The organism is Pseudonocardia halophobica (assembly GCF_027922425.1).
In the GTDB taxonomy this organism is placed as follows: domain Bacteria; phylum Actinomycetota; class Actinomycetes; order Mycobacteriales; family Pseudonocardiaceae; genus Pseudonocardia; species Pseudonocardia halophobica.
Genome location: NZ_BSFQ01000194.1, coordinates 1 through 754, shown reverse-complemented (window position 1 = coordinate 754; position 754 = coordinate 1). Strand labels below are relative to the sequence as shown.

Here is a 754-nt window from a genome sequence, read left to right as displayed (position 1 = left end):
AGTAGTGCCAGGGGTAGGGCGACCAGTCGGGGTCGCGTTTCTGCAGGAAGGAGTCGCGGCCTTCGACGGCTTCGTCGGTCATGTAGGCCAGGCGGGTGGCTTCGCCGGCGAAGAGTTGTTGGCCGACCAGGCCGTCGTCGATGAGGTTGAAGCTGTATTTGAGCATGCGTTGGGCCTGGGGGGATTTGCCGAGGATCTCCCGGCCCCAGTGCAGGGCCTCGGCCTCGAGGGAGGCGTGCGGGTAGACGGCGTTGACCGCGCCCATCTGGTGCATCTGCTCGGCGGTGTAGGTGCGGCCGAGGAAGAAGATCTCGCGGGCGAACTTCTGGCCGACCTGGCGGGCGAGGTAGGCGGAGCCGTAGCCGCCGTCGAAGGAGCCGACGTCGGCGTCGGTCTGTTTGAACCGGGCGTGCTCGGCGCTGGCGAGGGTCAGGTCGGCGACGGCGTGCAGGGAGTGTCCGCCGCCGGCGGCCCAGCCGTTGACCACGGCGATGACGGGTTTGGGCATGAACCGGATCAGGCGTTGGCATTCCAGGATGTGCAGCCGTCCGGCCCGGCCGGCGTCGACGGTGTCGGCGGTCTCGCCGGTGGCGTACTGGTAGCCGGTGCGTCCGCGGATGCGCTGGTCGCCGCCGGAGCAGAAGGCCCAGCCGCCGTCCTTGGGGGAGGGTCCGTTGCCGGTGAGCAGCACGGCGCCGACGTCGGCGGAGGTGCGGGCGTGTTCGAGGGCGGTGTGGAGCTCGTCGACGGTGTG

The 754-nt window shown here is 70.0% G+C and carries 1 protein-coding gene; it reads right to left on the bottom strand.

Annotated elements, in window-relative coordinates; genetic code table 11:
• Positions 1-754, bottom strand: a 754-nt coding sequence (locus PKE99_RS38105) for a 1,4-dihydroxy-2-naphthoyl-CoA synthase (RefSeq protein ID WP_037054824.1), incomplete at both ends; no start/stop codon positions are given.